Here is a 16140-nt window from a genome sequence, read left to right as displayed (position 1 = left end):
GCTACAGAGACTGACCATGTTTTCCGCAGAAGAAATCAAGCGTCTGATCGAGGCAGGCATGCCTTGCGACTATGTGAACATCCAAGGCGATGACGGCGTGCACTTTACCGGCATCGTCGTCAGCGCCACTTTCGAAGGACTGCCGCGGGTGCGCCAGCACCAGGCGGTCTATGCCACCCTGGGCAAATTGATGGGCAACGAGATCCACGCCTTGCAGTTGCAAACCTATACGCCGGCCAAATGGGCCGAGGTGAGTAAGGATCTCGATCTCTGATGGACAAGCTACTGATCGAAGGCGGTGTTCGCCTGACGGGCGAGATCGGCATTTCTGGTGCCAAAAACGCCGCGTTGCCGCTGTTGTGCGCCGCGTTGTTGACCCGGGAGGCGGTGACCTACACCAATGTGCCGCAGCTCAACGATATCGACACCTTGCTCAAGCTGCTCGCAAGAATGGGGGTGAAGGTGTCGCGCGATCTGGCCGCCGGCACGGTAACGCTGGATGCGTCGGTGCTCGACAACCCAGTGGCGCCTTATGACTTGGTCAAGACCATGCGCGCTTCCATCCTGGTGCTCGGGCCGCTGGTGGCGCGTTGCGGCGAGGCGCGGGTGAGTCTGCCCGGCGGCTGCGCAATCGGCGCCCGCCCGGTTGATCAGCACATCAAGGGCCTGCAGGCCATGGGCGCGGCGGTGCGCGTCGAGCATGGCGACGTACATGCCACGGTGCCGCGTCTGAAAGGGGCCCGGCTGTTTACCGACATGGTCACCGTAACCGGCACCGAGAACCTGATGATGGCGGCCTGCCTGGCCGATGGCGAGACGGTGATCGAGAATGCGGCGCGCGAACCCGAGGTGGTCGATCTGGCCAACTGCCTGATTGGCATGGGGGCGCGCATCACCGGTGCAGGCACCGATGTGATCCGCATTCGCGGGGTTGAGCGTCTTGCTGGCACCACCCACCGTATCATGCCGGACCGCATCGAAACCGGCACCTACTTGTGTGCGGCCGCCGCCACCGGCGGCGAAATCCGCCTGACCAACACCTCGTCCTGCTATCTGGACGCGGTGATCGACAAGCTGATGGATGCCGGCTGCGAGATCGTCTGTGAGCGCGACGCCATCGGCCTCAAGGCGCCGGCGCGTCTTTCCGCGGTCAGTGTGCGCACCGCGCCTTATCCGGCCTTTCCCACCGACATGCAGGCGCAGTTCATGGCCATCAATTGCGTCGCCAGCGGCGCGGCCGTGATCCGCGAAACCATCTTTGAAAACCGCTTCATGCACGCGGTGGAGCTGCAGCGTTTGGGCGCGGACATCCGCATCGATGGCAATACCGCCGTGGTGCAAGGTGTGAGCCACCTGCAAGGTGCCACGGTGATGGCCACCGATCTACGCGCCTCGGCTAGTCTGGTGATCGCCGGACTGGTGGCCGAGGGTGAGACCGTCATCGAGCGCATTTATCACCTTGACCGCGGCTACGAGCGTCTGGAAGACAAGCTCACCGCGCTGGGCGCACGAGTGCGCCGGCTGGCTTGAGCGCTGATATGCCTGCAGCCGGCAGGCCGCGCGCGATCGTGGTCGGCGGCGGCCCGGCAGGGCTGATGGCCGCCGAGGTGCTGGCCGCGGGCGGGGTGGCGGTCGACCTCTATGAAGCCATGCCGACGGTGGGGCGCAAGTTCCTGCTTGCCGGACGCGGCGGGCTCAACCTGACCCATTCCGAAGCGCTGCCGGATTTTCTCGCTCGCTACGGCGAACGCAGCGCGCAGATGGCGCCGCTGCTCGCCGCCTTCGGCCCGCAAGCTCTGCGCGACTGGGCGCGCGCACTGGGCGTGGACACCTTCATTGGCTCCAGCGGCCGGGTTTTCCCGGTCGGCATGAAGGCCGCGCCTTTGTTGCGTGCCTGGCTGCACCGGCTGCGTGCGGCCGGGGTGCGCATCCATGTGCGCGAGCGTTGGCAGGGCTGGGATGCGCACGGTGCGCTGCTGTTCGACGGTCCGGGCGGCTCGCATGCGCAACAGGCCGACGCCGTGGTGTTTGCGCTGGGCGGCGGCAGCTGGGCGCGCTTTGGTGCCGATGCGCGCTGGATCGCACCCTTCACCTCGCGTGGTGTGCCGGTGGCGGCACTGCGCCCGGCCAACTGCGGCTTCGATGTCGCTGGCGGCTGGTCGGCGCATTTGCTTGAGCGCCATGCCGGTCAGCCGCTCAAGAACATCGCGCTGTCTTTCGTCGATGCGCAGGGCGAAATCCGTAGCCGCAGCGGCGAGTGCTTGCTGACCCGCAGCGGCCTGGAAGGCAGCCTGATCTATGCGCTGTCGGCGCCGTTGCGCGACGCGCTCGCCGCCCGCGGTGCGCTCGAGATCCGCCTCGACTTGCTGCCGGCGCGCGAACCCGCGTGGATCGAGGCGCAGCTCGCCCGTCCGCGCGGCAGCCGCTCAATGGGCTCGCATCTGCAGGGCAAGCTTGGGCTCGGTGGCCTCAAAGCGGCCTTGCTGCACGAAGTGCTGGGTCGTCAATTTTCGGCTTCGCCCAGCGAACTTGCCCAGGCGATCAAAGCGCTGCCACTCACCTTGGCAGCCCCTCGGCCGATCGACGAAGCCATCAGCACCGCGGGCGGTGTGATGTTCGAGGCGCTCGATGCAAACTTGATGCTCAAGGCTCTGCCTGGCCATTTTTGCGCCGGCGAAATGCTGGACTGGGAAGCGCCCACAGGCGGTTATTTGCTGACCGCCTGTTTTGCGCAAGGCGCGGCCGCCGGGCGCGGCGCGCTGGCTTGGCTGGTGCAGTGCGCCGCTTGAAAGACCTCAGGCCTCTGCGGCAGGCTGTTCGACCTCCATCACGCGGATGCGGATGGCTTTGCCGTCCTGGGTTATCCAGTCGATGCACTGCCCGCGCGACAGGCCAAGCAGCGCGCTGCCGGCGGGGGAGAATACCGACACCTTGCCGCCTTCCTGGCTGGCCTCGTGCGGGTACACCAGGGTCAGGACGTATTCTTTTCCACTTAACTCCTCGCAGAAACGCACCCGGCTGCCCATAGTGATGACATCGCAGGGCAAATTGTGCGCGTCGCGTACGTCGGCGCGCGCCAGTTCGTCGCGCAGGCCGTCCAAGTCGCTGCGGTTACGGGCGTTGGCCGCATAGAGCAGGCCTTCCAGGCGGTCGAGGTCGTTCGAGGAAACGATGATGTCGGGTTTCATGGCAGGGTCTCGCTAGGGCTCCATCGGGTCAGGCTCAGGGCTGGAAAAAGAAAAAAGCTGAACCGCTGTGCGCGGTTCAGCCGAGTGGCCAAGGCTAACAGAACCCTCGCCGGGTTACAATGTGCGCCTTTCGCATCGCCGAGGCGCTTTCGTGTCCAGCATCACCCTTGCCCTGTCCAAGGGCCGCATCTTCGAGGAAACCCTGCCGCTACTGGCCGCGGCCGGCATCGAGCCGACCGACAATCCGGAGCGCTCACGCAAGCTCATCATCGGCACCAATCGCCCGGATGTGCGCCTGGTGATCGTGCGTGCCACCGACGTGCCGACCTATGTGCAGTATGGCGCGGCCGATCTGGGCATCGCTGGCAAGGATGTGTTGCTCGAACATGGCGGAGCGGGCTTGTACCAACCCCTGGATCTGAACATCGCGCGCTGCCGGCTGTGCGTGGCGGTGCCCAAGGGCTTCGACTACGCCGCAGCCAGTCAGCCAGGCGGGCGCATTCGGGTGGCCACCAAGTACATCAACAGCGCCAAGGCCCACTTCGCTGCCAAGGGCATGCACGTGGACTTGATCAAACTTTACGGCTCGATGGAGCTAGCGCCGTTGGTCGGACTGGCCGACGCCATCGTCGACCTGGTGTCCACCGGCGGCACGCTGCGCGCCAACAATCTGGAGGAGGTCGAAGAAATCATGCCGATCAGCTCGCGTTTGATCTGCAATCAAGCTTCCTTGAAGTTGAAACGCAACCTTATCCAGCCGATGCTGGATGCTTTTGCCGGAGTGGTCGAATGAGTCAGCTCATCCGCAGGCTGGATGCCCGCGACCCCGAATTTTTGGCCACGCTCGATGCTTTGCTGGCGTTTGAGGCGCAAGCCGACGAGCGCATCGATGCGGCGGTCACCGAGATTTTGCGCGCGGTGCGCAGCACCGGCGACGCGGCGGTGATCGAATACACCCGGCGCTTCGATCATCTGGACGTGGGCTCGATGGCGGAACTGGAATTGCCGCACGCCCAGCTCAAGGCAGCGCTCGACAGCCTCACCATCGAGCAGCGCGAGGCCCTGCGTATTGCCGCCGACCGTGTGCGTCAGTACCACGAGCGCCAGAAAATCGACTCCTGGTCGTACCAAGAGGCCGACGGCAGCCGGCTAGGCCAGCAGGTCACCGCGCTCGACCGCGTGGGCCTGTATGTACCGGGCGGGCGGGCCGCCTACCCCAGTTCGGTGTTGATGAATGCCATCCCCGCCAAAGTGGCCGGGGTGGGTGAACTGATCATGGTGGTGCCCACTCCGCGCGGCGAAAAGAACCCGCTGGTGCTGGCCGCGGCGGCGATTGCCGGGGTGGACCGGGTGTTTACCATTGGCGGCGCGCAGGCGGTGGCGGCACTGGCCTATGGCACCCAGACCATCCCGCAAGTGGACAAGATCGTCGGCCCGGGTAACGCCTATGTGGCCGAGGCCAAGCGCCGGGTTTTCGGCACCGTAGGTATCGACATGGTGGCCGGCCCCTCCGAGGTGTTGATCATCTCCGACGGCAGCGGCAATCCGGATTGGGTGGCGATGGACCTTTTTGCGCAGGCCGAGCACGACGAATTGGCCCAGTCCATTTTGCTGTGTACCGATCCGGCCTTCATCGATGCGGTGGCCGCCGCCATCGACCGCCTGTTGCCCACCTTGCCGCGGCACGAGATCATCGCCAAGTCGCTGGCCAATCGCGGCGCGCTGATCCGGGTGGATGATCTCGACCAGGGCTGTGCGATCGCCAACCGCATCGCGCCCGAGCACCTGGAGCTGTCGCTGGCCGAGCCCGAGCCATGGGTAGCGAAAATCCGCCACGCCGGCGCGATCTTCGTAGGCCACTATTCGGTCGAGGCATTGGGCGACTATTGCGCCGGGCCCAATCACGTGCTGCCGACCATGCGCAGCGCGCGGTTTTCATCGCCGTTGGGGGTGTACGACTTCCAAAAGCGCACCAGCATCGTGCATATCTCGGAAGCCGGCGCGCAGACGCTGGGCAAGGTGGCTGCCATCCTCGCGCATGGCGAAGGGCTGCAGGCCCACGCGCGCTCAGCGGAGATGCGTCTCAAGCGTTGATCCGGGGTGTCCGCGCGACGGGGCAGGCGGCCCGCCTCGTGCGCGCCTTATTCATTGGCGATGCAGCGCTCAGGCGAGCAGCTCGCCAAGTACGCGGGTGAGCTGGCCGCACTGCGCGTCGGTACCCACGGTGATGCGCAGGAACTGATCGATGCGCGGCGCTTTGAAGTGGCGCACCAGTATTGCGCGATTCCGCAGCGCCAGCGCCAGTTCGCCCGCATCGCGCTGCGGATGACGGGCAAAGACGAAGTTGGCCGCCGAGGGCAGTACTTCGAAGCCCAGCCCAGCAAGGTCCGCGCTCAGCTGTTCGCGGGTGGCAATCACCCGGCGACAGCTTTCGCGGAAATGCGGTTCGTCTTCGACCGAGGCCACCGCGCCGGCAATGGCCATGCGGTCCAGCGGGTAGGAGTTGAAACTGTTCTTGACCCGCTCGAGGCCAGCGATCAGCTCCGGGTGACCAAGCGCATAGCCTACGCGCAGGCCGGCCAGAGAGCGGCTCTTGGAGAAGGTTTGCACCACCAGCAAGTTGGGGTAGCGATCGATCAGCGCGATCGCGCTTTCTCCGCCGAAATCCACATAGGCTTCATCGACCAAGACGACCGCCTCCGGGTTGCCGGCGACGATGCGCTCGATGTCTTCCAGCGGTAACAGCCGACCGGTGGGTGCGTTGGGATTGGCGATGACGATGCCGCCGGCGCGCGCCTCGCCTTGGGGCAGATAGTCATCTGCGCGGATGGCATAGCGGTCGTCCAACGGAATCTGACGGTAGTCGATGCCGTACAGCCCACAGTAGACCGGATAAAAGCTGTAGGTGATGTCGGCAAACCACAACGGACGCTCATGGCGCAGCAGGGCGTGGAAGGCGTGTGCCAGCACTTCGTCCGAACCGTTGCCGACGAAAACCTGCTGCGGCTCCAGCGAGAAGCGTGCAGCCAGCGCAGTCTTCAGGCGGTCGGCGTTGGGGTCCGGGTACAGACGCAGACCGTCGCTCACCTCCATGCGGATGGCCTGCAGCGCCTTGGGTGATGGCCCGTAAGGGTGCTCGTTGGTATTGAGTTTGATCAGATTGTCGATCTTGGGCTGCTCGCCCGGCACATAGGGGGTCAGGCCGTGAACCACGGCGCTCCAGTAGCGGCTCATCTCTCGGGTGCGGCTCGTTGGGGAAACGTTTTGTCCAGCCAGTTGCAGTGCAATTGCGGGCCGATGGTATCATGGCCGCAGATCATTTCTCTTTGTGCCAAGCACTGTGCCATGCGGCAAGCCGATCTCACCCGCAACACACTCGAAACCCGCATTGCGGTCAGCATCGACCTGGACGGAACCGGCAAGGCTGAACTGGCCACCGGCGTGCCTTTTCTGGATCACATGCTCGACCAGATTGCCCGTCACGGGGCGATCGACCTGAAGGTGAAGGCCGAAGGCGATACCCATATCGACGATCACCACACGGTGGAGGATGTCGGCATTACCCTGGGGCAGGCGTTCGCCCGCGCGCTGGGCGACAAAAAAGGCATCCGCCGTTATGGTCACGCCTATGTGCCGCTCGACGAGGCGCTGTCGCGGGTGGTGGTGGATTTTTCCGGCCGGCCGGGGTTGCATTACTTTGTCGCCTTCACCCGTGCGCGCATCGGCAACTTCGATGTCGATCTGGTGCGCGAGTTCTTCCAGGGCTTCGTCAATCACGCCGGGGTGACGCTGCACATCGACAACCTGCGTGGCGACAACGCCCACCACCAGTGTGAAACCATCTTCAAGGCGTTCGGCCGCGCCCTGCGTATGGCCGCCGAGCGCGACGAACGGGCCGCCGGGACCATCCCCTCCACCAAGGGCGCGCTCTGACGCCGGTCCGAATTCACCTGCAAGCGAGAATTCTGCGATGACCAAAGTGGCCATCATCGACTATGGCATGGGCAACCTGCGTTCGGTTGCCAAGGCAGTCGAGCATGTGGCCGGCGACGCCGTGGTCGCCGTGACCTGCGATCCGGACCTGGTGCGGCAAGCCGACCGGGTGGTGTTTCCGGGGCAGGGGGCGATGCCCGACTGTATGCGCGAACTGGAACGCCGCGGCCTGCGCGAGGCGGTGCTGGAAGCGGCTGCGACCAAACCGTTTCTGGGTATCTGCATCGGCCAGCAGATGCTTTTTGCCCACAGCGCAGAAGGCGATGTCCCCGGCCTGGGCATCTTGCCTGGCGAGGTGGTGCGTTTCGACCCGGCGCGCATGGCCGCTGCCGATGGCGTCCGCCTGAAGGTGCCGCACATGGGTTGGAACGAGGTCTGGCAAGCCGCGCCGCACCCGCTGTGGAAAGATATCCCGGATGGTGAGCGCTTCTACTTTGTGCACAGCTACCATGTCGTTCCAGCCGACCCTGCGCTGATCGCAGCCGAAACCGACTATGGTCTGCGCTTTACCAGTGCGGTAGCGCGGGCTAATATCTTTGCGGTCCAGTTCCATCCCGAAAAAAGTGCCGCGTCGGGTTTGCGCCTATTATCGAATTTCATCCGCTGGGCGCCTTGATCGCCGGTGCTGTCGCTCGCTGTGCATTTTCACGTCATCAAACACCAATAGCTACCCGGTATGCTGCTGATTCCTGCCATCGATCTCAAGGACGGCCATTGCGTGCGCCTCAGACAGGGCGAAATGGACGACGCTACGGTCTTTTCCGAACAACCGGCCGCGATGGCCCGTCACTGGATCGAGCAGGGTGCGCGGCGGCTGCACTTGGTCGATCTGAACGGTGCGTTTGCCGGTAAACCCAAAAATGAGGCTGCGATCCGTGCAATCTGCGAGGAAGTCGGCGACGACATTCCGGTGCAGCTCGGCGGCGGCATCCGGGATCTGGACACCATCGAGCGGTATCTGGATAACGGCATTGCCTATGTGATCATCGGCACTGCGGCGGTCAAAAACCCCGGTTTCCTGCATGATGCCTGCGGCGCATTTCCAGGCCACATCATCGTCGGCCTGGATGCCAAAGATGGCAAGGTGGCGGTCGATGGGTGGTCCAAAATGACCGGTCACGATGTCGTCGATCTGGCCAAGAAGTATGAGGATTACGGCGTCGAAGCGGTGATCTATACCGACATCGGCCGCGACGGCATGCTCTCCGGGGTCAATATCGACGCCACCGTGCGCCTGGCGCGCGCTTTGCGCATTCCCGTCATCGCCAGCGGCGGCATCGCCAGCCTGGCGGATATCGAAGCGTTGTGTGCGGTCGAAGACGAGGGCATCGTGGGGGCGATTACCGGTCGGGCCATTTACGAAGGCACGCTCGACTTTGCCGCCGCGCAGGCGCGGGCCGACGCACTCAACGGCGCTGCCTGATGCTTGCCAAGCGCATCATTCCCTGCCTGGATGTCAACGCCGGGCGCGTGGTCAAAGGCGTGAACTTCGTCGACTTGCGCGATGCCGGCGATCCGGTGGAAATCGCCCGACGCTACGATGAACAGGGCGCGGACGAAATCACCTTCCTGGACATCACCGCAAGTTCCGACGCGCGCGACATCATCCTGCACGTGGTCGAACAGGTGGCCGAGCAGGTCTTCATTCCGCTCACCGTCGGCGGTGGCGTGCGTACCGTCGATGATGTGCGCCGCCTGCTCAATGCCGGCGCCGACAAGGTCAGCATCAATACTGCGGCGGTGAACAACCCGAAGATCGTTGCTGATGCCAGCGGCAAGGTCGGTAGCCAGTGCATCGTGGTGGCCATCGACGCCAAGCAGAGCGCGCCGGGCAAGTGGGAGGTTTTTACCCATGGCGGGCGCAACAACACCGGTCTGGATGCCATCGAATGGGCCAGGACGGTCGAGGCGCTCGGCGCCGGCGAGATCCTGTTGACCAGCATGGATCGGGACGGCACCAAGATCGGCTTTGACCTGGGTCTGACCCGTGCGGTATCGGACGCGGTGCGTATTCCGGTCATCGCCAGCGGCGGGGTCGGCTCGCTCGAACATCTGGTCGAGGGGGTGACCGAAGGTCGCGCGGACGCGGTTCTTGCCGCCAGCATTTTCCATTTTGGGCAGCATACGGTGCGTGAAGCCAAGGCGCTGATGCGAAGCCGCGGTATCGAGGTACGACTGTGACTGTGAATGCAGCCAACGCCAGATGGCTCAACGAGGTGAAATGGGACGAACACGGCCTGGTGCCGGTGATCGCCCAGGAGGCCGACACGGGTGAAGTGCTGATGTTTGCCTGGATGAACCGCGAGGCCCTGCAGCGTACCGCGGAAACCGGCGAGGCGGTGTATTGGTCGCGTTCGCGTCGCAAGCTCTGGCACAAAGGCGAGGAATCCGGTCATGTGCAGAAGGTAATTGAGATCCGCCTGGACTGCGACAATGACGTGGTGCTGCTGAAGGTGGAGCAGCAAGGCGGTATCGCATGCCATACCGGACGACGCAGTTGTTTCTTCCAGAAATATCTTGCCGCTGGATGCTGGGAGACTGTCGAGCCGGTCATCAAAGACCCTGAGGAGATTTACAAGTGATCGACATCGAAGTGCTGCATCGCGTGGCCGCAACCTTGGCCGAACGTAAAAAAGCCGATCCGGACGCATCCTATGTGTCCAGTCTGTACGCCAAGGGCACCGATGCGATCTGCAAAAAGATCGCCGAAGAAGCTGCCGAAACCATCATGGCCGCCAAAGACAAGGACATGCTCCATCTGGTCTGGGAAGTCACCGATTTATGGTTTCATTCCATGGTGTTGTTGGCGCATCACGGTTTATCGGTCGATGACGTACTGGCAGAATTCCGGCGCCGCGAAGGGGTGTCGGGCATCGACGAAAAGAGGTCCCGTGCCGCGGGTTGAGGGCAAAACAATGGGCGAATGTATTTTCTGCCGCATCGTCAGCGGTGAGATTCCGGCCAAAAAAATCTACGAAGACGACTTGGTGTTGGCTTTTCACGACATCAACCCGGTGGCGCCGGTGCATTTTCTGGTGATCCCCAAGGCGCATGTGGCATCGATGGCGGAGCTTAACGCCGAGCATGAAGCCGTGATGGGGCGGGTGATGACCGTTGCCGCCCGACTTGCGCGAGAGCAAGGCGCGACCGACGGGTTCAGAACTATCATCAACACCGGCAGGGTGGGCAGGCAGGAGGTGTATCATCTGCACGTCCACGTCATCGGTGGGCCGGATGTCCTCCCGGCCATGTTGAAGCGTTAAGGAGAGCGGTATGGGTTCATTCAGCATCTGGCACTGGCTCATCGTACTGTTGATCGTCATGCTGGTATTCGGCACCAAGAAGCTGCGCAACATTGGCCAGGACCTTGGGGGGGCGGTAAAAGGTTTCAAAGAGGGCATGAAAGAGGCGGAAAGTCCCGCCGAAGCCGGCAAGCCGCAGCAAAAAATCGCCGATAGCCAGGTGATCGATGCCGAGGTCAAGGAAAAGACTGAAAAAACGAGTTCTTGAGTGCCGTGACCGGAGATCTCGACAAGGGGCGCCTGGCCAGTGCGCCCCTTCCTTTTGGGCGTAGGCAACCTCGCCCCGTTGGCTGACGACAGGCGCTAGCACATGTTCGATTTTGGTTTTTCCGAGTTGCTGCTGATCGCGGTGGTTGCGCTCATCGTGGTCGGCCCGGAGCGTTTGCCCAAGGTTGCGCGTACTGCCGGACACCTGCTCGGGCGTCTGCAACGTTACGTGAGCGATGTGAAAGCCGATATCCAGCGCGAAATGCAACTGGAGGAGCTGAAAAAACTCCAGCAACAAGTGGCGCAGCAGGCTCGGGAGCTGGAAGGCTCGATTCGCAAGCAAATGAACAAGGTGGAGGCCGAGCTCGAAACGACTGCGAAGGAGGTCGAGCACGCGGTCTTACTCGAAGCCGGCGCCAAGGCGGCGTCGACCGCAGGCGGTGCGCCTTCGGCCGGCGCGCGCGTTGCAGACGATGGCAGCACCGAGCGTAAACAGCAGGATGATGGTTTGGTGGAGGCGCAAAAGGAGGCCCCCGCCAAGGCGCAACTGGAACTCGGACTCAGTCCGGCAGCCTCGCCTTCCGGACGGCCAGCGGAGAAGGCATGAGCTCGGCAAGTCAGGAAACCTTCATTTCTCATTTGGTAGAACTGCGTGACCGCCTGCTGCGTGCGGTGGTGGCGGTCATCGTGGTGTTCGTGTGCCTGATGCCTTGGGCGGGCGATATCTACGACCTGTTGGCGCTGCCAATGATGAACACCCTGCCCGAAGGGACCAGCATGATCGCCACCGGAGTGGTGACACCTTTTTTCGTGCCGGTCAAGGTCACCCTGATGGTGTCTTTCATCATTGCCCTGCCGGTGGTGCTCTACCAAGCTTGGGCTTTCGTTGCGCCAGGGCTGTATGCGCATGAGCGGCGCATGGCCATTCCGCTGGTGCTTGGCACGACCGTGTTGTTTCTGGTGGGCATGGCGTTTTGCTATTTCTTTGTTTTTGGCATGGTGTTCTCGTTCATTGCCGAGTTCGCGCCGAAAAGCATCGTGCCTGCGCCGGACATCGAACAATATCTGTCCTTCGTCATGACGATGTTTCTTGCCTTCGGCCTGACCTTCGAGGTGCCGGTGGTGGTGGTGGTGCTGGCCCGTGCCGGGGTGGTCAGTGTGGAAAAACTCAAGGAGGCGCGTCCTTATGTGATCGTTGGCGCGTTCGTGATTGCCGCCATCGTCACGCCGCCGGATGTCATCTCACAATTGTTGCTGGCCGTGCCAATGTGCTTGCTTTACGAATTTGGCATTATGCTGGCAAAAATGGCACGTAAGCCGCAGGAAGCGGGCGCATCGGACTATTCGCCGCCCAGCGTCGAGGCGTTGGATCGGGAACTCGACCGCATCGAAGCGGCCGAGCGTGGCGAGCGGAAATAAAGTGTTGCGCGATGAGTGCCAAGCGCCTGCGCTGCGGATCAATTCCGGGGTAACGGCGGGCGCCGTCCTACCTCAACGTCCAGTTCGAGCAAGCGGCCGCCTCGTAACAGACTAAAGCGCGCGATATGGCCGGGCGGCAGCGCGGCCACCATCTCCAGCATGTTTTTGGTGTCGGAGACCTTGCGGCCATCGACTTCGAGCAGCACATCGCCAGGACGAATACCGCCGCGTTCGGCTGGGCTGCCGCGCAAGACGCCGGCAATCAGTGCGCCCGCTGGGGTATCCAAGCCGAAGGATTCGGCCAGATCCGGGGTGATTTCCTGGATTTCGACACCGACCCAGCCGCGTGTGACCTGACCCGAGGTGACGATTTGCTCTAGCACATTGCGCGCTAGCGATACCGGGATGGCAAAACCGATTCCCAGTGAGCCGCCGGATCGCGAGTAAATGGCGGTGTTGATGCCGACCAGGTTGCCGGCGCTGTCGACCAGCGCGCCGCCCGAGTTGCCAGGGTTGATCGCGGCATCGGTCTGGATGTAGTTCTCGAAAGTGTTGATGCCCAGATGGGTGCGGCCAAGCGCCGAAATGATGCCCATGGTGACGGTCTGCCCGACGCCGAAGGGATTGCCGATCGCCAGGACCACGTCGCCCACCTTCACCGAATCGGCGGGCGCAAAAGTGATGACCGGAAACTGGGCGTCGGTTTGCAGCTTCAACACGGCCAGATCGGTATCCGGGTCCCGACCGACCAGGCGCGCGCGGAATTTGCGGCCGTCATTGAGTGCGACTTCGATCTCGTCGGCGGCTTCGATGACGTGATTGTTGGTCAGCACGAATCCGTCTGGGCTGACGATCACCCCCGAGCCCAGACCGGCAGCGCGCTGACGCGGCCCCGAGTCCGGACGTTCGCCGAAGAAATGCCGAAACAACGGATCGTCAAACAGCGGGTGGCGCTGAGCGCGCACCTCTTTGCTGGTGAAAATATGCACCACCGCAGGCATCGAGCGCTGCGCCGCCAGGGCATACGAGGCCGGCGCGCTGTTGGACGCAGCGCCGTTCGCCTGGTCGCTGCCCGCAGGCGCCTCGAAAATGGCCACCACCGACGAGGGTGAGGCGCCGCGCAGCCATTGCGGTTTGAGCGTGCTGACCACGAACAAGGCGGCGACGCTGATGGTGACGGCCTGCGAAAAAATGAGCCAGAGGCGACGCATAATATGCTCTTGCGACAGACGGCCACAACGGCCGCCTAGCAGATGGAACCCAAAGATGGAACCCAACGACGGACGGAGGCGGGATGCAACTCAGCGCGCTGCAAACACATCTTGACGAATTGCTGGAAGTCTCGCGCCTGCGCGATTATTGCCCAAACGGTCTGCAAGTGGAAGGACGCCTCGAGGTGCGCCGGGTGTTGTGTGGCGTAACCGCTTGCCAAGCGCTGCTCGACCGCGCGGTGGCCGGTGGGTTCGATGCGGTTTTGGTGCATCACGGCTATTTCTGGAAAGGTGAGGATGGCCGGATCACCGGTATCCGCCGCAAGCGTCTGGCAACACTGCTGACGCATGAGATCAGTTTGCTGGCCTATCATCTGCCGTTGGATGCGCATCCGGAACTTGGCAACAACGCCCAGCTCGGCCGGCTGATGGGCTGGCAGGCGGAAGGGCATTTTGCCGACCAGGCGCTGGGCTGGCTGGGCAGATTGCCGCAGCCCGAGCCGGCCAGCCAGGTGGTGCGCTCGATTGCGGCACGCTTAGGGCGCGACCCCCTGCTGGTGGGCGACGGCGAGCGCGTAGTGCGTCGTATCGCCTGGTGCACCGGTGGCGCCCAAGGGTATTTTGAGCAAGCAATTCTGGCCGGAGCGGACCTCTATGTGTCCGGCGAGATTTCCGAGCATACCGTGCATCTTGCGCGGGAATCCGGTGTGCCTTATCTGGCCGCCGGCCATCATGCCACCGAACGCTACGGGGTTCGCGCGCTGGCGCGGTATCTGGGCGAAACGCTGGGTCTTGAGGCCGAATTCGTCGATATCGACAACCCTGTTTGAGTCGGCCGGCCAGACGCGGGGCGGGCGCAATCAGCCGGCGGCCTCGGGCGGGCGGTAGCGACCGAGTTGGGCTTCCAGCACCGCGGCCAAGGTCAGCAGCTCATCGACCACGCTCAGCGGAAAACCTTGCCGGGTGCCGTCCCGATTGTCGCGTAGCAGTTTTTCCAGATAGGCTTGGCATTCCACGGTGCGCCAAGTGCGCACCAAGGTGTCGACCAAGTGGGGCATGTCTTCAATGTGGTGAGCGGCCGCGCGCGCCGCGTCGTAATTGTCCCAGGTGACCGTCTGCACGTTGAAGGTCTTGTTGAGCTGACGCGCAAGGCCATCGAACTCGGCGCGCATGCCCGCCGCGCGGTACACATCCAGCAGCTTGAGCCAGGGTTGCACGGCCCGGCGCGGATTGCTGCGGAGGAACTCCGCCAGCGTCTCTGCCGCCCCTTGTACGCGGCCGAAGCTCATCATGATTTCGGCCAGCTCCACTGCGGATTCGTGTTCCTCGATGTCGTCCTCGACGGCAATCGGTGCGACCGAAGGCGCGGCCCAGGCGTAAGCCGGTGGCGCGGGTTGCGGCTGCGCCGCGGCGCGCTCAGCGTCTGCCACCGCGCGCGCGGATTCCAATCCGCTGGCCACGCGGGCGTCGTCCGGCCACAGCGCAGCGGGCGGTTCGGTTGTAGCCTCCGCTGCGGTCTGGTGCGCTAGCGCGGCGCGGCGGCGTCGTTGCGCGAGCCTCTGCCAACCGAACAGGACGGCGACCGAGGCGGCGAACAAGGCAAGAAAAAGCGGCCAGTCGCGGCTTGGTCGGGCGTCGGGAGGTTGTTTGGCGGTCAGCTCAGGCTGCGCGGCCGGTTGTTCGACCGCAGGCGGATTGGGCGCTGTGACCGGGATGGTGCCGAGGCGGTTGGCGCGCTCGATGAGCTCGGCCTGGAGGCGCTCCAGTTCGCGGATGCGTTCGAGCAGTTCCAACTGCGCTTGGATACTGCGGTCGATGGCGGTCAGCAATTGGCGCTCGCGGGCATCGACGTCGTTGCCGGAGTGGGACGCCGTGCCCGCGTCGGTGGCCGGGCGGTCGTTGGTCATCTGGACCACTAGACGGTCTGTTTGCGGTGCATCCGGTGGCGGCGCGGGACGGCTGGGCGTTGCGGCTGGCGCTGGCGCTCCCAAGGCGCCGGCCGCCCGCTTGGGGCGGGCGGTTGCGGTGGGCGCCGGTATGCGTAGCCGCGCCGGATCCGGTACCAATAGTTCGGTGCCGGGCTCGAGCGCCAGGCTGCGTGCGCCGCGATCTGGGAAGAGCGTAGGATTGGCGCGCACCACTTCATCGATGAAGCGTTCGCGCGCTGCCGGCTGACCGGGGAAGAGCGCAGCGGCGAGGCTTTCCAGGGATTCGCCGGGTGCGGTGGTCCATGTCTGATAGGCGGCTGTGGGCGCAGCGCGCTGCGCCGGGGGTGTGGGGCGGGGCGATGGTCCGGCCGGCGCAGCGCTCGCGTCGGCTGCCATAGGGTTCGCCACTGGGTTCGCCACTGTCTGGTCTGCCGCAGTCGGGCGGGTCACCGGGAAAGGGAGTAAGAGGGTGTATTCGCGGCGTAGCCGCGCGGCGCAGACATTGTCGATGCCCAGACGCAGCACCGGCTCGTTGATCGGCGTCGGTGCGCTGATGGTGACCACTTTGCCGTTGTGTGAGGAGGTCGAGATACGTGCCCGGCTGACCCACGGCCCTGCGCCGGCCGCGCCGGGGGCGATACGCAGACATTCGCCCGCTTCATCCAGTGTGCCGGCGGCAAGCTGGATGTCGATCCGGAGCGGCTCGCCCAAGGCCGATAGCGACAGCACTTCACCGAGCGCGACCGCGTGCACGGTGCCTGCTGCGGACAACGCGGCCGATGCGGCGGCGAGCAAAAGGGGGCGTGATACGAGTCGGCTGCGTGGTGTCCGTCTTCGCTTGGTTTCAGTCATTGTCCGCAATGCGGGTTGTTGAGCGGCGCCAGGCCGTGGC

The 16140-nt window shown here is 63.9% G+C and carries 20 protein-coding genes; 16 read left to right on the top strand and 4 right to left on the bottom strand.

Annotated features, from left to right (window positions below; genetic code table 11):
- Positions 1 to 16 precede the first annotated feature (16 nt).
- Genes DIE29_RS11350 through DIE29_RS11340 form a run of 3 tightly spaced genes read left to right on the top strand, consistent with a single transcriptional unit; the run spans position 17 to position 2789 of the window.
- A complete protein-coding gene (locus tag DIE29_RS11350) occupies positions 17 to 274 on the top strand; it encodes a BolA family protein (protein WP_102042441.1) in 258 nt (85 codons plus the stop codon).
- On the top strand, positions 274 to 1530 hold the full coding sequence (murA, locus tag DIE29_RS11345; RefSeq protein ID WP_102042440.1) for a UDP-N-acetylglucosamine 1-carboxyvinyltransferase: 1257 nt from the start codon (positions 274 to 276) through the stop codon (positions 1528 to 1530). Before DIE29_RS11350 ends, murA begins: the two co-directional genes overlap by 1 nt.
- An 8-nt stretch (positions 1531 to 1538) precedes the next feature.
- The gene (locus DIE29_RS11340) at positions 1539 to 2789 is read left to right on the top strand and encodes a TIGR03862 family flavoprotein (RefSeq protein WP_114649947.1); all 1251 of its coding nucleotides are present in this window, start codon (positions 1539 to 1541) and stop codon (positions 2787 to 2789) included.
- 6 nt (positions 2790 to 2795) lie between these two features.
- On the opposite strand, the gene rnk is transcribed toward DIE29_RS11340, so the two are convergent.
- The gene (gene rnk / locus DIE29_RS11335) at positions 2796 to 3188 is read right to left on the bottom strand and encodes a nucleoside diphosphate kinase regulator (RefSeq protein WP_114649946.1); all 393 of its coding nucleotides are present in this window, start codon (positions 3186 to 3188) and stop codon (positions 2796 to 2798) included.
- Positions 3189 to 3339: 151 nt separating this feature from the next.
- Between rnk and hisG the strand changes: the two genes are divergently transcribed.
- Both hisG and hisD read left to right on the top strand, forming a co-directional pair.
- Complete coding sequence (gene hisG, locus DIE29_RS11330; RefSeq protein WP_114649945.1) at positions 3340 to 3981, top strand: ATP phosphoribosyltransferase; 642 nt, start codon at positions 3340 to 3342, stop codon at positions 3979 to 3981.
- The gene (gene hisD / locus DIE29_RS11325) at positions 3978 to 5282 is read left to right on the top strand and encodes a histidinol dehydrogenase (RefSeq protein ID WP_114649944.1); all 1305 of its coding nucleotides are present in this window, start codon (positions 3978 to 3980) and stop codon (positions 5280 to 5282) included. The genes hisG and hisD overlap by 4 nt, the downstream gene beginning before the upstream one ends.
- Before the next feature lie 69 nt (positions 5283 to 5351).
- Here hisD and hisC read toward each other — a convergent pair whose 3' ends face one another.
- Positions 5352 to 6422, bottom strand: coding sequence for a histidinol-phosphate transaminase (gene hisC, locus DIE29_RS11320; RefSeq protein WP_114649943.1), 1071 nt, complete (start codon positions 6420 to 6422; stop codon positions 5352 to 5354).
- 111 nt (positions 6423 to 6533) lie between these two features.
- Here hisC and hisB point away from each other — a divergent pair, with 111 nt between their 5' ends.
- The 10 genes from hisB to tatC all read left to right on the top strand — a co-directional run bounded on the left by hisB (position 6534) and on the right by tatC (position 12109).
- Positions 6534 to 7121 (top strand): imidazoleglycerol-phosphate dehydratase HisB, encoded by a 588-nt coding sequence (gene hisB / locus DIE29_RS11315; protein ID WP_114649942.1) that lies wholly within the window; start codon positions 6534 to 6536, stop codon positions 7119 to 7121.
- A gap of 37 nt (positions 7122 to 7158) precedes the next feature.
- Positions 7159 to 7797: an imidazole glycerol phosphate synthase subunit HisH gene (hisH, locus tag DIE29_RS11310; RefSeq protein WP_114649941.1), complete on the top strand. Its 639-nt coding sequence runs from the start codon at positions 7159 to 7161 to the stop codon at positions 7795 to 7797.
- Between the two features lie 60 nt (positions 7798 to 7857).
- Positions 7858 to 8604, top strand: a complete 747-nt coding sequence (gene hisA / locus DIE29_RS11305) for a 1-(5-phosphoribosyl)-5-[(5-phosphoribosylamino)methylideneamino]imidazole-4-carboxamide isomerase (RefSeq protein ID WP_114649940.1) — start codon at positions 7858 to 7860, stop codon at positions 8602 to 8604.
- Entirely contained in the window at positions 8604 to 9362 is a 759-nt protein-coding gene (gene hisF / locus DIE29_RS11300; protein ID WP_114649939.1) for an imidazole glycerol phosphate synthase subunit HisF, read from the top strand. The genes hisA and hisF overlap by 1 nt, the downstream gene beginning before the upstream one ends.
- 2 nt (positions 9363 to 9364) lie before the next feature.
- Positions 9365 to 9763 (top strand): phosphoribosyl-AMP cyclohydrolase, encoded by a 399-nt coding sequence (gene hisI, locus DIE29_RS11295; protein ID WP_114649938.1) that lies wholly within the window; start codon positions 9365 to 9367, stop codon positions 9761 to 9763.
- Positions 9760 to 10086: a phosphoribosyl-ATP diphosphatase gene (locus tag DIE29_RS11290; RefSeq protein WP_114649937.1), complete on the top strand. Its 327-nt coding sequence runs from the start codon at positions 9760 to 9762 to the stop codon at positions 10084 to 10086. The genes hisI and DIE29_RS11290 overlap by 4 nt, the downstream gene beginning before the upstream one ends.
- Positions 10087 to 10096: 10 nt before the next feature.
- Positions 10097 to 10444: a histidine triad nucleotide-binding protein gene (locus DIE29_RS11285; protein ID WP_114649936.1), complete on the top strand. Its 348-nt coding sequence runs from the start codon at positions 10097 to 10099 to the stop codon at positions 10442 to 10444.
- Between the two features lie 10 nt (positions 10445 to 10454).
- Positions 10455 to 10691, top strand: coding sequence for a Sec-independent protein translocase subunit TatA (gene tatA / locus DIE29_RS11280; protein WP_102042427.1), 237 nt, complete (start codon positions 10455 to 10457; stop codon positions 10689 to 10691).
- 102 nt (positions 10692 to 10793) lie between these two features.
- Positions 10794 to 11297: a Sec-independent protein translocase protein TatB gene (gene tatB, locus DIE29_RS11275; protein WP_114649935.1), complete on the top strand. Its 504-nt coding sequence runs from the start codon at positions 10794 to 10796 to the stop codon at positions 11295 to 11297.
- Entirely contained in the window at positions 11294 to 12109 is an 816-nt protein-coding gene (tatC, locus tag DIE29_RS11270) for a twin-arginine translocase subunit TatC (protein WP_114649934.1), read from the top strand. The genes tatB and tatC overlap by 4 nt, the downstream gene beginning before the upstream one ends.
- Before the next feature lie 38 nt (positions 12110 to 12147).
- Here tatC and DIE29_RS11265 read toward each other — a convergent pair whose 3' ends face one another.
- Positions 12148 to 13320, bottom strand: coding sequence for a Do family serine endopeptidase (locus DIE29_RS11265; protein WP_114649933.1), 1173 nt, complete (start codon positions 13318 to 13320; stop codon positions 12148 to 12150).
- An 83-nt stretch (positions 13321 to 13403) separates the two neighbouring features.
- Here DIE29_RS11265 and DIE29_RS11260 point away from each other — a divergent pair, with 83 nt between their 5' ends.
- Positions 13404 to 14150, top strand: a complete 747-nt coding sequence (locus DIE29_RS11260) for a Nif3-like dinuclear metal center hexameric protein (protein ID WP_114649932.1) — start codon at positions 13404 to 13406, stop codon at positions 14148 to 14150.
- A gap of 30 nt (positions 14151 to 14180) precedes the next feature.
- On the opposite strand, the gene DIE29_RS11255 is transcribed toward DIE29_RS11260, so the two are convergent.
- On the bottom strand, positions 14181 to 16001 hold the full coding sequence (locus tag DIE29_RS11255; protein WP_162860625.1) for a type IV pilus assembly protein FimV: 1821 nt from the start codon (positions 15999 to 16001) through the stop codon (positions 14181 to 14183).
- Positions 16002 to 16140: the final 139 nt, after the last annotated feature.

It is taken from the genome of Pseudothauera hydrothermalis, assembly GCF_003345255.1.
In the GTDB taxonomy this organism is placed as follows: Bacteria; Pseudomonadota; Gammaproteobacteria; order Burkholderiales; family Rhodocyclaceae; genus Pseudothauera; species Pseudothauera hydrothermalis.
Note: the sequence above shows the minus strand (reverse complement) of the source record. Positions and strands in the feature narration are given on the sequence as shown.

Bases quoted from the DNA above. Each gene is read 5' to 3' on its own strand.
- DIE29_RS11285 (WP_114649936.1), top strand. From the start codon at position 10,097: ATGGGCGAATGTATTTTCTGCCGCATCGTCAGCGGTGAGATTCCGGCC.
- DIE29_RS11350 (WP_102042441.1), top strand. From the start codon at position 17: ATGTTTTCCGCAGAAGAAATCAAGCGTCTGATCGAGGCAGGCATGCCT.
- tatC (WP_114649934.1), top strand. From the start codon at position 11,294: ATGAGCTCGGCAAGTCAGGAAACCTTCATTTCTCATTTGGTAGAACTG.
- tatA (WP_102042427.1), top strand. From the start codon at position 10,455: ATGGGTTCATTCAGCATCTGGCACTGGCTCATCGTACTGTTGATCGTC.
- murA (WP_102042440.1), top strand. From the start codon at position 274: ATGGACAAGCTACTGATCGAAGGCGGTGTTCGCCTGACGGGCGAGATC.
- hisA (WP_114649940.1), top strand. From the start codon at position 7,858: ATGCTGCTGATTCCTGCCATCGATCTCAAGGACGGCCATTGCGTGCGC.
- hisD (WP_114649944.1), top strand. From the start codon at position 3,978: ATGAGTCAGCTCATCCGCAGGCTGGATGCCCGCGACCCCGAATTTTTG.
- hisH (WP_114649941.1), top strand. From the start codon at position 7,159: ATGACCAAAGTGGCCATCATCGACTATGGCATGGGCAACCTGCGTTCG.
- DIE29_RS11260 (WP_114649932.1), top strand. From the start codon at position 13,404: ATGCAACTCAGCGCGCTGCAAACACATCTTGACGAATTGCTGGAAGTC.
- DIE29_RS11340 (WP_114649947.1), top strand. From the start codon at position 1,539: ATGCCTGCAGCCGGCAGGCCGCGCGCGATCGTGGTCGGCGGCGGCCCG.
- hisC (WP_114649943.1), bottom strand. From the start codon at position 6,422: ATGAGCCGCTACTGGAGCGCCGTGGTTCACGGCCTGACCCCCTATGTG.
- rnk (WP_114649946.1), bottom strand. From the start codon at position 3,188: ATGAAACCCGACATCATCGTTTCCTCGAACGACCTCGACCGCCTGGAA.
- hisB (WP_114649942.1), top strand. From the start codon at position 6,534: ATGCGGCAAGCCGATCTCACCCGCAACACACTCGAAACCCGCATTGCG.
- tatB (WP_114649935.1), top strand. From the start codon at position 10,794: ATGTTCGATTTTGGTTTTTCCGAGTTGCTGCTGATCGCGGTGGTTGCG.
- DIE29_RS11265 (WP_114649933.1), bottom strand. From the start codon at position 13,320: ATGCGTCGCCTCTGGCTCATTTTTTCGCAGGCCGTCACCATCAGCGTC.
- hisF (WP_114649939.1), top strand. From the start codon at position 8,604: ATGCTTGCCAAGCGCATCATTCCCTGCCTGGATGTCAACGCCGGGCGC.